This is a genomic window from Wolbachia endosymbiont (group A) of Gymnosoma rotundatum, assembly GCF_947250765.1.
GTDB lineage: Bacteria > Pseudomonadota > Alphaproteobacteria > Rickettsiales > Anaplasmataceae > Wolbachia > Wolbachia pipientis.
In genome coordinates, this window is sequence record NZ_OX366347.1 from 700,465 (window position 1) to 718,775 (window position 18,311).

The following is an 18,311-nucleotide window of genomic DNA, read 5'->3' on the forward strand; positions in this document are numbered from 1 at the left end:
ATATCTTAAATACAATTCAATTTTCACAATCACTCAACTCATCAGCAGTTAGACCACTTGCTCGCAAAATAACATCAGTAGAAACACCCGCCTTCACTAGATTTTTTGCAACCTTGATCTTTTCTGTTTTTTTTACTTTCTCTTTGCTATTCTTCATATCCCTAGATAAAAATTTCTTCACTAATTCTTGCTCTTCAGTTTTTCTTAGTAAATTAAGTAGTTCACTATCTTCATTTGTTTTAGGTAGCAGAACTTTAATATTCACTGATAATCCTTCTGCTATTTGATATAATTTATCAAATGATATGGCAGTGTATCCTATTTCATACTCGTGTATTTCCTTGAGTGTTAAACCAACTTTGTTTGCTAAATCTTTCTGAGTATACCTTTTTATCAATCTCCATTCTCTTATTCTTTGCCCTACTCTGTAGTATATAGAATCAGTGCAGACTTCTTTCTCTGTATTATCATACTCGTAAATAGATAAACCCGTTGCCTGGGAAATAACATCAGTAGAAACTCCTTCTTTTACTAGATTTTTTGCTACCTCTAATCTTGCCTCTTCTTGATTAATTTTTTCGCTAATATGAACAAACCTGACTAATGAAGGTACTATTTTGCCTAACTTTTGATTCTCGTATATTTTTGTTAGATAGAGTATTTCCTCGTCTTCATAGCTGTCTTCCCTTACTATTACTGATTCAGGTAATAAATCTACAACATCAACTGATAATACTCTTGCTATTACATATAGTACTTCAATTGGAATAGGGCTATATCCATTTTCATAACTGTTTACTTTTTGGTATGTTAAACCTATTTCACTTGCTAATCCTATTTGAGTATGACCTCGCATTAACCTACTATTTTCTATTTTTTGCCCTATTCCATAACTAACATTGCTTGCAGAAACAAACACATATACCTCCATTTAAGAAAAAAACTTTATTGCTATAATTTTTTCATGAGCTACCCATCTAAAACTATATCAACAGGTAAACCTACCGCTTGCAAAATAATATCAATAGAAATTCTCCCTTTTACTAAATTCTTTGCAACTTTGATTCTTTCCGCTTTTCTTACTTTTTCTTCACAAATCCTTATACCTTCAAACAGAGACTCTCTTAATGCGTTACGTAGTTCTTGGCTCTCAATTTCTTTGTATTCTTTTATCAAATCCTGTAGCTCATTTTCTACTTTACTACCTTCATCTATTAGTAGATCTGTAATATTAATCGATAACGCTTCTGCTATTTCATATAGTTTATCAAGTGGAACAGCAGTCCTCCCTTGCTCATAGTTGCTTATTTCGTCACGTGTTGTATTCATTTTCTCTGCTAAATCCTTTTGAGTATACTCTCTCACTAGCCTCCATTCTTTTATCTTTTTTCCTATTTGGCAGTATATAGAACCAACTTTTTCTTCAATACATTCATCAGCAGACAGACCAATTGTTTTTGCAACGATATCAACAGAAACTCCTGCTTTAATCAAGCCCTTTGCAATTTTTACTTTCTCTGCTTTCCTACTACTTTTCTCACTAACTTGAACAAATTTGGTTAATAAACAAAACATCCTACGTAACTCATGATCGTTAGTTTTTTTATATTCTCTTACTAGATTTAATATTTCTCCTTCCTCATTTTTAAAGCCGATTTTCTCCTTTGATGCAGGAATGAGATCGGTAATACTTACTGACAATGCATCTGCTATAGCGTACAGCCTTTCGATTGAAATTCTACGGTTCCCTTTTTCATATTGCAGTATTACCCAGTACTTTACACCAAGTTTCTCTGCTAAATCTTTCTGAGTGTACCCTCGTTCTAACCTCCAACTTTTCAATTTTTGCCCTACTTCATAGTCTAGATTTTTTTCCACGCAAAAAACCATATATATAATATTTTCTACTATAGCTCAAAGGCTCCAAATATAATAGCCAGACTCTGGAACCTTTAAATTAAAGTGCTCTACAAGTTTCTTTACTATTTTCACGTACTTTGTCTGCCCATGAAAACAATTTTTCACTTACTTCCTTCTGCTTTTCACTCCATATGCCGCACCTAGTGAAATTACCTTTCTCTACTGCTTCTTTAAGTTTTACTCCAGCAAAAAGGCAATTTTTTCCAATTTCTTCGCCTCTTTTTTGTAACTCAGCCCACATTTCCTTGTTTTCTACTCTGACTTGTACTTGATCATATTTTTTTACATCGTGGTACAATATAACATTTAGCTTACCAATGCTCGTAGGAAATTCCAATATAATGGATCTTCCATCTGACATATCAGTATAGTTTCTTATACCTCCCTTCTCACTTTTAACTTCAACTGCATCATTGCCAATTTTTAAAATATTACTTCCTAACTCTCTCAGTATTTTGGCTACCTCTACCTTGCTATCTTCAGAGAATTCCATAAAAAGCATTTTATTATCTATCTCGATATCTATTAATTCTCCTTCCTGAACAGCACTTTCGCCAGCTTTCTCTAGTTCTTCTAGTCTCTTATCTATCTGTGGCTGAACTTCTGGCTGTAGCTCATTATAGATTTCACCTATCAGTTTATTCTGTAGTAGAGTATCATGAAACTCTGCACCGCTTAGCATTAATTTACGCATTATCTTTTTTCGATCAGTCTTATCAAATTTATGAAAATGTGTGCCCAGTATCACATATTCCGCGAAGCTCCATTCTCCATCATTACATGCATTTAGCCTTGCTCCAGAAGCTAGTACTTTGTCTATAACTTTGTGCAATTCATTTACGTTTTTTGCCTCTACTACAGCACTTTTAAACCAGCTCAATTCTTTGCTTTCACTTGCACTTGGCTTTATTTTTTTTAATGCTGAAGTAAATGGATTTAAATCTTCTGCTTGATTACTCAAAGGTTTTGTACCATATATGTAGTCAAGTCCTTTCCCATAGTTGATTTGGTTTTCGCGAACTTCTCTACCAGGGAAAGGTACATCTCCAAGCTTTTTAGCCTTATTAGTTTTGCTTACAAAGGTGGATTGCTCCTTAGTACGACCAATACCTCTAATAGCATTTGATATTTCACCCTTCGATAATCTATCAAGATCAATGTTTAACTCGTAAGTACCTCCTTCTTGATCATCAAAAGGTACAATTATTTTATTACCCATATTATCCTCACTATTAAAAATACTTTTTAAGCGTACAATAAACTTTATTATTATACATTCTATTACTCATTATAAATTATAGTGAGTAGATTTGCAAATACTTTCTACTATAACAATCCGTTTTCTCGAAAGCTGAAATAGCCTCCACTTGTGATGATAATATGGTCAAATAATCTAACGCTTACAGTACTACATGCTGCTGCTAAGCTCTTCGTTACTTCTTGATCTTCTTCTGATGGTTCTAAGCGTCCCCCAGGATGGTTGTGTGACATTATTACTAATGTTGCATTCTTTATTAATGCTTTTCTTATAATTTCCTTTATGTATACTGGTGCTTTTTCCATTTCACCAATATAGGATTCTTCTCCGATTAGTTGGCGCCTTTTATTCAAGTACAGTATTTTTACACATTCCCTCTCTGCATGACCTATACTTACGTTCAAGTATTCTACTAGCCCTTGTAAGTCCATGATTGGTTCTCCCTTGAGCTTTTCTCTCAGTACCCTTTCTAGTGTTTCCTTAACGCACATAATCATTGCTATTGAAGAATCAGTTACTCCTTCTATGACTTTCAGGTCATCCATTTCTCGGCCTAAAATCCTTCCTACTCCCGTATAAGTATTCACCAGATTTTTAGCAATTTCTTGAGCTTGCGGCCTTTCATGTACTGCACTTAGAAACGTTTCCATTATTTCACGATCAAGTAGTGCTTTGCCTTTGCTTTCTAATATTCTGAATTCGATTTCTTCTTTACTTTTATTCATATAATTTACCCTTCACTAACAACAAACTTTTTTTAAATATTTACTGCTGTTTTTTTATCAGCATTGGCATAGAGCCATAGCTTCCGAGTGAAGTCAAATCAATTTTTCAATCTTTTTTACTTATTTTTTCATTAAAAAGTTAAGATATTAATATATGGTGATTTTTTTATTTTAAACTTGTTGAATTTCGCCTAAAGAGAGGCCTGTTATTTGCAAAATAATATCGGTAGAAATTCCTTTTTTAACTAAGTTCTTTGCAATTTTGATTCTTTCTTCTTCTCTAATTTTCTCCTCACAAATCCGTATGCCTTCAAGCAGAGATTTTATTAGCACATACCGTAATTCTTGACTCTCAATTTCTTTGTATTCTTCAATTAAATTCGGTAATTCATTTTCCACTTTATCATCTGCATCCTCTGTTAGTTCAAGTAGGTCCATGATATTAATCGATAATGTTTCCGCTATTGCATACAATTTTTCCAGTGGAATAGCCACACGTCCTTGTTCATAGTTGCTTATTTCGTCACGTGTTGTACTCATTTTCTCTGCTAAATCTTTTTGAGTATACCCTCTCACTATCCTCCACTCTTTTATCTTCTTTCCTATTTGGCAGTATATAGAACCAACCTTTTCTTCAACACACTCATCAGCAGAGAGGCCAATTGCCTGTGAAACAATATCAACAGAAACTCCTCCTTTAACCAGACCTTTTGCAATTTTTATTCTCTCCGTTTTTTTACTATTTTTCTCACTAACTTGAACAAATTTGGTTAGTAAATAAAACGTCCTACGTAACTCTTGATCGCTAATCTTTTTATATTTTCTTATTAGATTTAATATTTCCTCTCCCTCATCTTCAAGACAGATTTTTTCATTTGATACAGGAATAAGATCTATGATGCCAACCGATAACACTTCTGCTATAGCATACAATTTCTCAATCGAAATTTTTCGTGTTCCTTTTTCATATTGTAGTACTATTTGATATGTTATGCCGATTTTTCCCGCTAAATCTTTTTGAGTATATCCTCGCTTTAACCTCCAGCTCCTTACTTTTTGTGCTATCTGATACCTTATTGAGATATTTGCCATAAATATTATACAGGTTAATACTACCAAACAAAAGATATACAAAAACTTCTACGTTTCAATTTTAGTTGAATATTTCTTTAGAATTGTGTATAATTATTAATGCTTTTTACGTACTCTTGCTATGGCTTTATCTAAATTTCTTGATCCAAAAAACGACCTTAGTTTTAAGAAAATATTTGGCTCTGAAAAAAATAAAAATATCCTCATTCACTTCCTCAACGATATCTTGGACTTTTCTACTTCTGATCAAATAATGGAAATTGAATTCCTTAGTACTATCATGGATCCTGAAATTGCCTCTGACAAACAAAGTATTGTTGATGTTCTTTGCAAAGACTCTATTGGTAATAGATTTGTCATCGAAATGCAGCTCGCTCGTGATAAAGGCTTTGAAAAACGTGCTCAACTTTATGCCGCTAAAGCTTACTCAAGACAATTAGATAAATCTGGTAATTACATTGATCTTCAGAAAGTTTTCTTTATTGCTATTTCTAATTGTAACCTTCTGCCTGAAGAAGTTGACTATATTTCTACTCATAATATACGTGATATCAAAACCAATGGTCATTACTTAAAAGATCTACAATTTGTCTTTATTGAGTTGCCTAAATTTACAAAAAATAGAGTAGAGCAGTTAGAGAATACTACAGAGAGGTGGTGTTTCTTTTTTAAATACGCAGAAGAAACAACTGAAGAAGATCTGAAAAAGATAGCAGCAGAAGCTCCGATAATAAAGCTAGCATATGATGAATTAGACAGGTTCCGCTGGAATGAAAAGGATTTGATCGCATATGAGGAAAGAATATTGAGTGTACAGAAAGAGAAGGCTATTTTGGAACAACGTCTTGATGATGCTAAACATGAAGGTAGACAAGAAGGTAGACAAGAAGGTAGACAAGAAGGCATCCTAATCGGCCATGAAAAAGGTAAAATTGAAGGTCGAAAAGAAAGGGATATTGAAGTTGCAAAAAACTCACTCAAGGCTGGTGTCTCTATTGATGTGATAGCTCAAATTACCGGTCTCTCTCATTCTGAAATTTTACAACTCAAGGAAAAAACATAATTATTCACTTCAACATTTATGAAAACCTTCTCTAAGTTAGACATGTCCCCTAATTAAGAATCTAGTGAACTGTCTAAAATGGCTATAAAGATTGCACATAGAATTATATAAATTACTATCATAACGTTACCCAAACTTCTATATCAAAGCTACGTGCTGTAAGTTCAATATGGAAAACACATTAACCACTTAGCATTTATAGCTCTTTTCATAATAGTCCAAACGAGGTAAAATAAGTTTTTATAGTAGTGAAGGTAAGTATGCCAGCAGCATATAGTTATGATTTAAGAAAAAAAGCAATGGAAGTGCTAGAAGAAGGGGAAAGGAGAGAAACAGTGGCAGCAAGATTTAAAATTGGAAAAACTACATTATGGGAGTGGCAGCAAAGAAAAAAAGAAACAGGAGATTTTCAGTCAAAAAAACTTGGAAATGTAGGTTATAATCACAAAATTACCGACAGGAATAAATTTACTGAATTTGCCAAAAAACATGGTGGAAAAACTCTATCGGAAATGGCTAAGCTTTGGAGCAATGTTAGTATCACAACGATCCATCGAGCTCTTAAAAAAATTGGACTCACACGCAAAAAAAGACATATGGATACAAAGAAAGGAACGAAGAAAAACGCGCTGAATTTTTGAAAATTATAGCAACAAAAGAACCTCAAAACTTAGTATATATAGATGAGTCTGGCATTGATAACACTGAGGACTACCCTTATGGATATTGCCAGAAGGGACAGCGGTTTTATGCTCTAAAATCTGGTAAAAAAATTCAACGAATCAGTATGATTGCAGCCTTAAACGGCAGAAAAATAGCTGTTCCATTAACATTTGAAGGCCACTGTAATATGGATATCTTTAATAAATGGTTTGAGCAGTTCCTGACACCGATTTTGGAACCTGGACAAACTGTTATCCTTGATAATACTACTTTTCATAAGTCTAATAAGATTACTGAACTTGCTAAAGGAGTTGGTGCAGAAATTTTATATCTACCGCCTTATTCTCCCGATTTTAACAAAATTGAGCATCATTGGTTTGCTATAAAAAACAGAGCTAGGAAAAACATCCCTCTATTCACATCTTTTCGTCATGCTGTTGATTCTGCTTTTCTATAAGCTTTTCGGACTATTATGAAAAGAGCTATAATGTCTACTTTATCCATTTTAGTATTAGGACCATCAAACTTGATACTGGGATCTACCACCCCCACTTTAAATTCTATTGTAAACTTTCCACTATTTGGCATATTATATCTTTCATATTCTCATTTACCTACTCAAATTATTTTCAAGCTTGGTTACTCCCACACCAGAAAGACAAGTTGATACTTTATCCTTTTGTAGGACATTTGCACAAAAGCGCTTCTTGGACTTTTCTAAAACATTATCTAACCCAACATTACCACTAAATTCAACTCCTCTTTCCAAGCTTGCTATTATTTCTGGATATGCATCTTTAAGTTCAACATGTATTCTAGCTTGCTCTTTTGATTCTAGGTTTCTTATTTTATCTTCCACAAATGAATTAAATTTTTTAAGAGCAAATTCAACTGCAACTCTGCTGCTTGGCACAACTTCTACTCCTTTACTCATTAAACCTTGATAGCGCCTACTTGGAGTATTATCTAATGCATCGGCAACACAACTCGCAAGAGCAATATTTTCATTATTTAGGAATTTATTCCAACCAACAGATGATGTACTTTGTGGTATGTTTTTATTATCACTTTTTACATTATTCTTGTCTGCAATGTTGTATTGAGAGGGTAATGCAGGAATTATAGAGAAAGTGCTGGCTGCTAATTTTTTCGCCCAAGAAATACAATTATTTATCCATGAAGATGGTCTTGTACCACTACTTGCTGTTATCTCAGGTTGATCACTTGAATCTATAGCAAGAGGTTTTCTTGACATATGGTGACGAGCATGATCTCCATGGTGATGACGGCGTTTACGTTGTGCAGGTTTTTCTCTTTCTTCATTATCTTTAGTATTAGCTACTTGACTTACAAACTTCCCAACTCTAGTTCGATTAGAGCCATCTAGTAAGTGATTATCTAACCTTCCTGGTAACGCTAAGAGCTGAGAATCACTTGACTTGTTTCTAGCCCTTACCTTTATAGCTTCTAGGGAATCAGAACCTGCTTTACCATCTAATTCTTGTATATCACGTTTCTTGTGAATAGATTCACAATTTTCAATTTCCCAAGTACCTTGTCTAATATACCCTCCTGGAATCCAAGTAAATACTCTTCTCCTATTATCATCATATTTACCGTAATCAGCAGCGTATAAATATTCATTAAATTCAACATTCATCATATAAATGTTACCGCTGTTAGGAAAATATTCAAGCCTCCATAGACTTTGTTCATCTTTTCCTCCTGGAATCCAAGTAAATGCTTTTCGCCTATCCTTATCAAAATTGAAATCATCAATAGCAGCATATAAATATTCATTAAATTCAACATTCATTATAGAATAACCATCACCATAAGGCTCTATCTTCCATTTAAATTTGCCATCCTTTTTATCCACTGGAATCCAAGTAAACACTCTTCTTCTCTCGTCATCATAATTAAAATCACTACTAGCAGCATATAAATACTCATTTTGATAAAGATTTTTAATACATACTTTTGATGAAAACACTGCATTTTTTATTGATTCCGGTAATTTGCTTTTTAATTCTTCAAAGTGAGATATTTGTTCTTTATTATTTATCTTCTCCATAACTCCCTTTATACAATAGGCTAACTTCAGTATTGGACCATCATTAAAGTCACTTGCTTCAATAGTAGCACCTCTATTTAGTAGAAAGTCAATTATATCCGGCTTATTATATTGAGCAGCTACGCACAGAGGTACTTGACCATTTTTGTCTTTCACTTTAGTATCAGCTCCTTTCTCAATGAGAAACTCAGTAGCTCCTAAACATCCTCTCCGTGCAGCATAGTGTAGTGATGTCCAGCCATCTTTATCAGCATTATCAACGCTTACTCCTTTGCTTAGGAAAAGCTCTATAATATTTTTATTATTGTTCTCACTAGCAACATGAATAGGTTTTTTACCAGAGTTGTCTGCAGTATTAATATTGGCTCCTTTCTCAATGAGAAATCTAGCACTATCTAATTCACTAAACTCAGCAGCATAGTGTAAAGGGGTCGAACCATTTTTATCAGTTTCATCAACGCTTACTCCCTGGTTCAGAAGAAACTCTGTAATATTCACGTGATTATTCATAACAGCAAAGTGAATAGGAGTCCTGCCAAGTATATCTTTAGCATTCACATTAGCTCCCTTACCAATAAGAAACTTAGCAATATCTAAATGACCTTTCAATGTAGCCCAGTGTAGTAATGTGCAGCCATATTTATCAGTCGCATTAACACTCACATCTTTACTAACAAGAAACTCTACTGTACCTAAATTACCACTCCAAGTATAATAGAACCCGCCATGCGTTCTGTCATCAATATCTTTCGCAATAAGATCACTAATTGTCTTTAGATCTTTTTCATTTTTTACAGTAAGTAACAATTCTTTATCTAAGTGTGCTTGCATAAAGACTTGCCTTATCGTACCAGAATTAGTATAACGCTCCTCATCTTCAGGAGTTCTACCACTGTGATCTTTAACATCAATATCAGCACCTTTACTTATAAGATACTTCACCATACCTAAATGATGATCAGAACGTGAAACATAATGTAGAGGGGTTTTACCATCTTTATCTTTAATATTAACATCAGCACCCAGATTTATGAGATCTTTTACTTTACTAAAATCACTATCTTGCACTGCAGCCAGTAATTGCTCATTTAATTGAGCTTGTTTTAAGTATTTTACGATGCTATCATGCTTTCGGTCGATGGCGATATCTAGCGGTGTCTTACCATCCTTATCTTTAGCTTTGATATCTGCTCCCTTACTTGTAAGATACCCCACCACATCCAGATGGCCGCCACCAGAAGCCATGTGCAATGCTGTCTGCCCATCACTATCTTTTAGATTAACATCAACTTCCCCTTCATCTACAAAATACTTTACCACATCTAGCTTACCATTGTAAGCAGCATAGTGCAGGGAAACTCTACCGCCATTATCTTTAATTTCTAAGCTATTTTTTGCATCTGCTACAAAATATTTTACTATATCCAGATTACCACCATAAGCAGCAGAATGCATAACAGTCATCCCATTACTATACTTAGCATTCAAGCTAGCCCCTTGACTTACAAGATCTCTAACTTCATCAAAATTACCATATTGTGCTGCAATAAGTAATTCTTGATCTAGCTGCACTTGTTTTAAATACCCTACAACATCTTCATGTTTTTGATCAGTAGCAGCATCCAGCGATGTCTCACCACCTTTGTCCTGAGCATTAATGTCAGCTCCCTTTTCTACAAGGTACTTCACTACACCTAAGTGACCATTCCAAGAAGCACAGTATAGTGGCGTTCTACCATACCTATCGGTATCATCAACGTTCATTCCCTTACTGAGAAAAAACTCTATGATGTTTGTATTATTACTTTCAGCAGCAACATGTATAGGTTTTCTACCAAATATATTCTCAGCATTAATATCAGCTCCCTTCTCTATTAATAATCTAGCATTGTCTAATTGACCTTTCCATGCAGCTAAATGTAGCAGTGTCCAACCATTTTCATCTGTTGAATTAACATCAACACTTTCTTCAAAATGATTATTCACAGAAATATTGCAAATAGGAGGCTCTACTAGGCTTTGATTAAAACTAAAAGCCCCACCAGTATTGTCTACAGCGCTTGTATCTTCAACCTTACTTCTACCTTTTCTTATACTAGATCCACAATCTTCTATTTTCCATACACCTTGCGTAACTTTGCCCCCTGGAATCCAAGTAAATACGCTTCTCCTATCTTTGTCATATTTAGAATAATCAGCAGCATATAAATGTTCTTTAAGCTTAACATTCATTATAGAACAGTTGTTACCATCAGGTTTAATCATCCACACATCTCGTGCAACTCCTCCACCTGAAACCCAAGTAAATACCATTCTCCTGTCGTTGTCATAATTGAAATAATCACTAGCAGCATATAAATTTTCATTAAATTCAGCATTCACTATATTAAAGTTGTCACCATCAAGCTTGATCTTCCACTTAAATTTATCGGTTAATGCACCCTTTAAAATCCAAGTAAATACTCTTCTTCTATTGCTGTCATAATTAAAACAACTATTAGCAGCATATAAATATTCATTTTGATAAATGTTTTTAATACACACTTTTGACGAAAACACCGCATTTCTTAGCGATTCCGGCAATTTATTTTTTAACCTTTCAAGCTCAGATTTTCTTCCTGAATCGAGACTAGAATATTTATCAAAACTCATTGCCTCTTTAATAGAGTAAGCTAACTTAAATATTGCACTATTATTTAAATCATCATTTCTTTGCATTGCATCAAACACAGCTACATAACCTGATATACGCTGACCAGCATTATTATGACTGCGTACATAACTTAATATTTCTTTCGTATCTACTCTCCCATACACATCATTTATAACTCCTTTAATTATATCATCAAACAGCTTTCCATCTGATTTATAAATTTCATTAGCAAGTTCATTAACTGAACTATAACTATTATGCAACATGCCATCCTTTAGCTTCTCTTTTGCTACACTTTTTATTGAATATCTTAACTTTTCTACAAAAAACTCTGCCCATCTTTTTACATTAGGTGCAGTATCTGCTTGGTTAATAATTTCGTTCTTTACGCCCTCAATTACTCCCATTATCTTATATGGGTCGCTACTTTTAGCTTCAATACTAGCATTCTTATCAAGAAAAAATTTGACCATATCTAGGTCACCACTATAAGCGGCTACATGCAGAGGTGTTCTACCATCATTATCTTTAGCTCCAATATCAGCACCTTTATCCACAAGAAACTTAGCTATATTCAAATTGCCTTGCTGAGCAGTCCAGTGCAGAGGGTTACAACCATAGATGTCTTTATCTTTAACACTAAAATGCTTCCTATCAAAAAGAATTTCTACTATGTCCAACCTACCTTTTTGGATAGCAATGTATAAAGGTGTTAAACGTTTACCTTCAATATCAATAGTTTCAATTTTTCTAGTTAAATCTTCAGCTTCACTGATATCACTTTGCACTATAGCATTAAATACCTGCTCTTTTAATAAATTTACTTTCTCCTTGTTAAAGTCCTCTATAATATCCTCTGAATTACAAACAGAGACTATGCACTTTGGATTAGAAACCATTGTATCATTAAAAGCGAACATCATTTCTCTTGCAGGTTGATAATTACTCCAATTCTCCACTTTTGCAATGGTGCTATTTCCATATGATAGCACTAAACTACCATCAGCAATCTCCATATCAAAACCCAATACAGACTTATCTCTAAAATCAACTAAACCAATGTCATTCTTGCTGATAGGTTGATTATGATAAATCTGTAACCCTTGTTCTTCTGGTTGATAATATCTGAAAGAGTTAGGGTTCATTTCTACATGCTCAAGCCTTAAGTTTGTACTATCAATCTTATAAAGCTCATTATTCATTTGTAATACAATTTGTTGATTCTCTGGACTTTGAAAATAATCAACTAACCCAATGGATAAAGACCATTTAGTGCCTTTGCTATCAAGTATTATAATATCTTTTAACTCTAAGCTGTCCCCTGTAAGGTCAGAGATTGATTTGTTATAACATTCATTTATATAACTCCTTTCACCTTCTTCTATACCTATGCTATCAATATCTGCTACATTCAACTCAGCAAAATCAATAATATTATAAGGTATAGGTAATGCTTTGTTTTTTATTTTTACATTAAGCCTTATTGGCGACGATGAAATTTCGCTATTTAATATATCTGGTAGTTTAATGACATACCAATGGTGCGTTTTCTCTCCTTCTACTGTAATGTCTTGATAGTAATTACATAGCACCATATAGTCATCATAACTATAGCTCCCTCTATTATTACGGTATTTCTGATAACTACTTGTAACGTCAGAATTATTATAGTTAAAATCAACAATGACTTGACCTGAGTACATGCTAGCAATTATCACTTTTTCATTAGGTACTCCCATATGATTTTTAGTGACTTCTATTTGAGATATTGGTATGTCAAAATTATTGTCATCAGCAATACCTTTTGCAATTTGGTAAGTATCAAGTAATTCTTGGTCTAGAATACTTGCTTGTATAAATGCTTTTAACTTTTTTGCACTATTTTGTATTACCTCTCTACTAATATCACTTCCTGAACTTTTCAGCTCTTGATATCTAATATCTTCTATTGTATCAGACAAAGACTTATCTTGTATTGCAACAGACTCTGTTATTCCATTGCTATTTACTTGAATTACTAGATTTTTAAAATCATTGATTTTAGTACTTGAAACAATACTTTGTGTATTATTAGCTAAAACATCTAAGCTATAGCCGACCTTTTCTATATCTTCACTTATTCCCCACTGTGTAATATTAGCAACTTGAACCCTTATTACGTCAATATTTCCTTTCATTTTTCCTGTACTGCCTAAATCACTTATTATCCTAGCATTATCACTGTCTTCATTAACGATAAATATTGTTTGCTTTAATCCCCTGTGATGCACGTTTTCTTTGTTGACTATTCTAACTTCATAATCTTTATCTGCGCAGTTAGATGAATTCTGCCAAACTTCCGCGTTTTTTACATTAATTAATCTCGTTTCACAGTGAGTAGTAATATTTTGCTTGTTGTCAGAGTTAGATACATAGTTATACGTGTTAACCAATCTTATGTTATTACTATTACCATAACGTATAGTTCCACTATGCAAATTTGCAGCGATATTATTAGCTTTAACATTCATTACTAGAGTATTTTCTTTTCCTGCTCCACCTTTGAGGGTACCAGACATAGAATTATTAATAATAAAAATAGTTTCATTGTTTTTAGAGCCAATATAACGTATATTACTACCCTCTGGAATATGCATTACTGCTGGATAATTTGCTGCTGCTGTTAATGTTTTAGGTCCTGAAATATATAATACTGATCCTCTAGGAAATGTTTGCCTTTTTGTATTACCAGGATCTTTCCTTTTTGGATTAGTAAAAATAAAAGGTTCTCCTGAGAGGGTAAAGGTCTTTTGACACTCTTTATGAATTTTATTGGCATTACATCTCATATATCTCTCATCCAAACTGTAAAGCTGGAATATACGTTGCTTATTAATTATGCTACCGCATTGAGATTTTGGTATCGGGTTTGTTAATGGTGCATCTACAATTCTTAAACCAAGGTCTTCATACTCATATTTAGTTAAGTGAGGAATATGTTTTGCCCCAGTATTAACAACATAAACTCTTTCCCCCTTATCTGATTTTTGAAGACATTCACCTGCCATAAAAGCTCCTAAAGGAGAGATAACTGCTCCAAGGACAGGAAGTGCACATTCAAATCCTTGCATATTCAGAGTATGAGTCACCACAGACAATGCTTTGGAGATATCAAGAGAAGATAAATCAGTTTTTATATTAGAAGTTACATCAAAGGAGATGCCATCATATTTTTTTTCTAATCCACACTCCCACACAGTATTGCAACCAATCCCGCTACCCATACAAATGGTCCTTTCTTCAATGGTAGTAATTACCTCATGATACTTTTCCTGAATGGAAGAAACATATTGTACAACTGCAGCAATATTATAATTATCATTTAACAAACGTATAGCAACTTCTTTTATCTGATTTAAATAACCCTTTACTCTAATTACGTCCTCATATTCTTTTTCTACATCCCTTCCTGTAAAAAACTTGATCACCTTTGCAAAAAACACTTCTGCTTGTTCACTACCAGGTAATAGAGGCACTTGCTCTGCTATTGCTTTCGTATACTCCATTCTTTCATGAACTTCTATACCAATTGTTATCAACACATCAGCAACCATAGTAACTATTGCTGCTCTGCTTAAAACTTTGCTTGTAGCAGATAACCCTCTTAAAATCTTAGTAGTTGCACTTACACTTTTTACTGTAAAGCTAACACTTGCACTTATAGGCCTTATGCTCATACTTGCTAGTTTTACACCACTACTTGTTGTCCAATAATAATTTAGTGGATGATGATTACCTTGAGCTATTTCGTTTATACTGTATCCAAATTGATAAGCAATGGTTGCAAATGTAATACTTTGAACTACAGGATTATTGATAACCTTAACAAAAGCTTGACGTGCAGGCCCTGGTATTTTACCAATCAGTTTTCCTACTTTACTACTAGGAGAAATACTTACACTCGTCCTAACATCATCCATAGCATCTAGTATACCATTGATACCAAATACTTGCTTTAAAGCATCATTATTATGTCGTCCAAGTGTTGCTGTATCACCTATACTATCAAGCAAGTCATATATAGCCATCATGGAAAAAAACTTTCCACCTTTTGCTCCTTTTATTTTCGCTGAATCAAATTTATCACGATCAAATGCAATTCCTTTTTCTTTAAGGCTGCTTTCTACATTACTAATATAATCTGTAAAAACTTTTTCACCAAGATCATCAAAATGACTTTTAAACCTGTCGAAAGTATCTTCCCTAACTCCCTTTGCTAATAAATTCTGTTTAATTTCCTTTACAATATCATTGTAATCTTGATTAGTTTGAACATCACCTATGTCTTCAATGTATTTTTTATTCTCTAACAACTGCTTATCATTTAATAGTTGATGTAATTTATCAAAGATTACTTCTTTTCCATCTTGAAATATACTATCTAGCTTTATTCTATAATCATCAATTTTTAAATAATATTCGCTACTTTGATCTTTAATTTCTTCTATTATAGCATACTCTTTATCGCTACTTACTTTTAACTTTATCTCAAGATTTTCCTTATCCAGTATATAATTTTCTATACTCTTAATATTTGTAGCGTTATCTATTATTAATTCTTTATCATTACCGTCATTGTCTTTGAATTTTACACTCATTTTACCACCATCAATCCTCACTTGAGGAGAACCTATGGTTATAATTTTTTCATCATAAGCTTCAATACCAAATAACTCTTTAATAAGTTTTTCCTTTTCTTCCTTTGTAATCTTTTCTTCATCACGTGAGTCTATGCAGGCCATCCCTGTATTGCGTTTCTTTCTATTTCTTTTTAAACATTGCAGCTGACTGAACCTAAAGACAGAGCTGTGCCTAACTTCCACTTCTTGAAATGCTTCTCCTGTTAAAATAAGAGAACCTTTATCTTCAGCTTTTTCATCAAAAGTAACTCCTATAAAAGCTACTTTATCACCATCTGTAAGCGTTTTATAACTAACACCCTCCTTATATTCTGTGCGTATTTGCTCATCAGCTTCCTTCACTAATGCATCAGCTTTTTCACCTTTTCTTGGTCCCTTAAGCTCTAATCCCACAGGAATATATTCTTTGGCATTTCTATCTTGGCTTGCAAACTTAATACCATGAACCAACATATCGATACGTTTTCCTCTACCTGTTTGAAACTCTGTTAATACCAATGCTCTGTTTTCTTGTGATTCCCCTAGCCTTATATCACTATAGTGGCTGAATGCTCCATGTAGCACTGCCTGAAAGTGCGCTTCCTTTTCAATTAAAGGCTTCAAAGGAAGTATTCCTTCCCCCATTTTCCCTAACAATGCTTTATAATTATCGAATGCTTTATCAGAATCAGGTGCTACAGATGAAGATTGAGGAGTATGTTGAGACTCTAGTGTCTTATCGAATGTTTCCTTTAACTCAGCAGGATAAGGAATGTTTTTCAACTCTCCATTAAAAAAACTTTTTCCTTGCTTATACTCATTCAAAGAATTATATCTATTAATCTTCTCTACATCGAAAAAATCTGCTTTTCTTTCCTCTTGTAAACTTATACATACCTCTGTTATTTTACTGACTGTTGGTAGGTTAATGGGTATTTTTTTCCCACTAAACTCTCCTTTTCCTCCCTCTCTAATATGAAAAATAAACACTTCTTTATCCTGCCCCTGATTTCCTTTAGTCAGCATGAATGTTGTCACAGGTCTTTCAGTTGATTGTGCACCAGACCTTGTAAAAGAAGCAAGTGGGTACTCATTATATAAAAATACGGATTTCTCTAAATCAATATCTACAAACTTATCAGCAAGAAGAAGTTGCCCTAACAGGAATCTACTAAAGTAATTACCTCCTTTCTCCGGCGTACCAGGAAATGTGTGATAAATACGCTCTAGTGGCTGCTTTATTTTTTCTTTAACATTAGTGGTCGTATCTTGTCTTCCATTCCAGTCTGAAGCTTCCTTCAAGAGTGCTTGCATTGTAGGTGGAGCAATTTCTCTATCTTCACGAGGTGATATATGCATTGAAAACTTTTCACCTTCAGTTAAATCTAAATTTAACCCGACACACAATACATTATCTGAAATAGTCAAAACACGCATTGTATTTGGCTGAAACCCTTTTGCATAATCTTTTGCTTGCTCTAATGCATTACCTAGTGCTGTACCACGAACTGTTCCTGCTTTTAATTCAATAATAATTGGAACAGCATTTAATGACCTATCCTTACCACGAGGCACTAGAACAATATCAGCATAACCTCTTCCTGCAAACTGCTCCAAGTAAACCCTGAGATTATGTCTATAGCGAAAATTTACTAAAGCTCCTGCTACAAACCCATGATGCGCTGCTTCTCTTGCTTGATCAGCATAAACAAGTGAATTCTCATATTCAGAGTGGATCTTACTAACTTCTTTGAGAATTTTCTCCAAAGGTTTACTAACTTCCTCTGCATCAGAATTAGTTAGCTTCGCTATATCAATTTCTGAATTTTTCCATGACCCCTTTTTTATTTCCTTAAAATCATATGTTGCAGAAGCAACTTTACCCAATTTCTCATTTTCTACTTTAATAGATATTTCTCCCGTAGTTTTAGCAATCTCTATTGATCTGATTTGGAGTCTATCTTTAGCATCTCTTACATGTCCACTCTGTGCAGGTAAGTTTAATTGATTAAGTATATTTTCTAGCTCATCATAGGTAAACTTTTTACTCTTACTATCAGTCTTACCAGACTCTGAAATCACAAAAAGACTTAGATTAACTTCGTAATCACCATAACCTTTACCTTTATATTCCTTTTCATTCCCCCCATCTCTTACAACAGCAACCTTCAAAATTTTCGGACCATCAAAGCGAAAATACATTTT

Annotated in this window: 9 protein-coding genes; 2 read left to right on the top strand and 7 right to left on the bottom strand. The window is 33.7% G+C overall.

Going from position 1 to position 18,311, the window contains the following annotated elements; translation table 11 throughout:
• Positions 1 to 16: 16 nt before the first annotated feature.
• From wmk (OOK97_RS03510) to wmk (OOK97_RS03530), 5 genes are all read right to left on the bottom strand, one after another.
• The gene (gene wmk, locus OOK97_RS03510; protein ID WP_264705639.1) at positions 17 to 919 is read right to left on the bottom strand and encodes a WO male-killing family protein Wmk; all 903 of its coding nucleotides are present in this window, start codon (positions 917 to 919) and stop codon (positions 17 to 19) included.
• Between the two features lie 50 nt (positions 920 to 969).
• Positions 970 to 1,890: a WO male-killing family protein Wmk gene (gene wmk, locus OOK97_RS03515; RefSeq protein ID WP_264685599.1), complete on the bottom strand. Its 921-nt coding sequence runs from the start codon at positions 1,888 to 1,890 to the stop codon at positions 970 to 972.
• 67 nt (positions 1,891 to 1,957) lie between these two features.
• The gene (locus tag OOK97_RS03520; RefSeq protein WP_264705640.1) at positions 1,958 to 3,139 is read right to left on the bottom strand and encodes a hypothetical protein; all 1,182 of its coding nucleotides are present in this window, start codon (positions 3,137 to 3,139) and stop codon (positions 1,958 to 1,960) included.
• 107 nt (positions 3,140 to 3,246) lie between these two features.
• Entirely contained in the window at positions 3,247 to 3,903 is a 657-nt protein-coding gene (locus OOK97_RS03525) for a JAB domain-containing protein (protein WP_264705641.1), read from the bottom strand.
• 171 nt (positions 3,904 to 4,074) lie between these two features.
• The gene (gene wmk, locus OOK97_RS03530) at positions 4,075 to 4,995 is read right to left on the bottom strand and encodes a WO male-killing family protein Wmk (RefSeq protein WP_264705642.1); all 921 of its coding nucleotides are present in this window, start codon (positions 4,993 to 4,995) and stop codon (positions 4,075 to 4,077) included.
• 121 nt (positions 4,996 to 5,116) lie between these two features.
• On the opposite strand from wmk (OOK97_RS03530), the gene OOK97_RS03535 reads away from it, so the two are divergent.
• Both OOK97_RS03535 and OOK97_RS03540 read left to right on the top strand, forming a co-directional pair.
• Complete coding sequence (locus OOK97_RS03535) at positions 5,117 to 6,058, top strand: Rpn family recombination-promoting nuclease/putative transposase (protein ID WP_264705643.1); 942 nt, start codon at positions 5,117 to 5,119, stop codon at positions 6,056 to 6,058.
• Between the two features lie 260 nt (positions 6,059 to 6,318).
• A protein-coding gene (locus tag OOK97_RS03540) for an IS630-like element ISWpi11 family transposase (protein WP_264705644.1) occupies positions 6,319 to 7,178 on the top strand; the annotation gives its coding sequence in 2 pieces (ribosomal slippage) (positions 6,319 to 6,643 and positions 6,643 to 7,178; 861 coding nt in all).
• Here OOK97_RS03540 and OOK97_RS03545 read toward each other — a convergent pair.
• Both OOK97_RS03545 and OOK97_RS03550 read right to left on the bottom strand, forming a co-directional pair.
• Positions 7,151 to 7,309 carry a hypothetical protein gene (locus OOK97_RS03545; RefSeq protein WP_264705645.1) on the bottom strand — a complete coding sequence of 53 codons (159 nt, stop codon included), beginning with the start codon at positions 7,307 to 7,309 and terminating at the stop codon, positions 7,151 to 7,153. The two genes, OOK97_RS03540 and OOK97_RS03545, sit on opposite strands and share 28 nt — an antisense overlap.
• Before the next feature lie 22 nt (positions 7,310 to 7,331).
• Positions 7,332 to 18,308: an ankyrin repeat domain-containing protein gene (locus tag OOK97_RS03550; RefSeq protein WP_264705646.1), complete on the bottom strand. Its 10,977-nt coding sequence runs from the start codon at positions 18,306 to 18,308 to the stop codon at positions 7,332 to 7,334.
• Positions 18,309 to 18,311: the final 3 nt, after the last annotated feature.

What these genes read in the sequence shown, in the direction of transcription:
- OOK97_RS03525 (WP_264705641.1), bottom strand. Translation starts at nt 3,903, where the DNA reads ATGAATAAAAGTAAAGAAGAAATCGAATTCAGAATATTAGAAAGCAAA.
- OOK97_RS03545 (WP_264705645.1), bottom strand. Translation starts at nt 7,309, where the DNA reads ATGCCAAATAGTGGAAAGTTTACAATAGAATTTAAAGTGGGGGTGGTA.
- wmk (WP_264685599.1), bottom strand. Translation starts at nt 1,890, where the DNA reads ATGGTTTTTTGCGTGGAAAAAAATCTAGACTATGAAGTAGGGCAAAAA.
- OOK97_RS03520 (WP_264705640.1), bottom strand. Translation starts at nt 3,139, where the DNA reads ATGGGTAATAAAATAATTGTACCTTTTGATGATCAAGAAGGAGGTACT.
- OOK97_RS03535 (WP_264705643.1), top strand. Translation starts at nt 5,117, where the DNA reads ATGGCTTTATCTAAATTTCTTGATCCAAAAAACGACCTTAGTTTTAAG.
- wmk (WP_264705642.1), bottom strand. Translation starts at nt 4,995, where the DNA reads ATGGCAAATATCTCAATAAGGTATCAGATAGCACAAAAAGTAAGGAGC.
- OOK97_RS03550 (WP_264705646.1), bottom strand. Translation starts at nt 18,308, where the DNA reads ATGTATTTTCGCTTTGATGGTCCGAAAATTTTGAAGGTTGCTGTTGTA.